Source organism: Pseudomonas sp. SIMBA_041 (genome assembly GCF_046535095.1).
In the GTDB taxonomy this organism is placed as follows: domain Bacteria; phylum Pseudomonadota; class Gammaproteobacteria; order Pseudomonadales; family Pseudomonadaceae; genus Aquipseudomonas; species Aquipseudomonas mucoides.
The window spans coordinates 1-352 of sequence record NZ_JAWRXJ010000093.1 but is presented as its reverse complement, the minus strand read 5'-3'; the positions used below and the strand labels follow the sequence as shown (position 1 = coordinate 352).

1 protein-coding gene is annotated in these 352 nt (G+C 43.2%); it reads left to right on the top strand.

What is annotated here, in order from left to right; genetic code table 11:
* Positions 1 to 159 precede the first annotated feature (159 nt).
* On the top strand, positions 160 to 352 hold a 193-nt coding region (locus SB725_RS30370), incomplete at its 3' end, for a hypothetical protein (RefSeq protein ID WP_410923054.1).

Sequence of the window (352 nt, the reverse complement as noted above, 5' to 3'; positions counted from 1 at the left end):
ATTGGGTGTGCTAGAAGGTTAATCCTTTTGAGTATTATTTTATACTCAGCACATTTTGATAGCAGTTTCTGATAATCGCTTTTGATAAGCAACTATCAAATCAATCAATTGTATTCTCATACTTATAATAGTGGAGTCATTGGTGCAGGTGTCTCAGGGTTGCTCACAGCTTGGTCGCTTGCCAATCGCGGTATCAACGTCATTTTATTAGATAAATCAGCGCCCTTGGCAGGTGCATCGGGCAATCCTAGAGCGTTACTTGCGCCCAACATGACGCCGATTCACCATGTTGACGCGCATCTGCATACCATAGGCTATCTCCATAGCAGCAGGCTATATCGAGACCTTAATC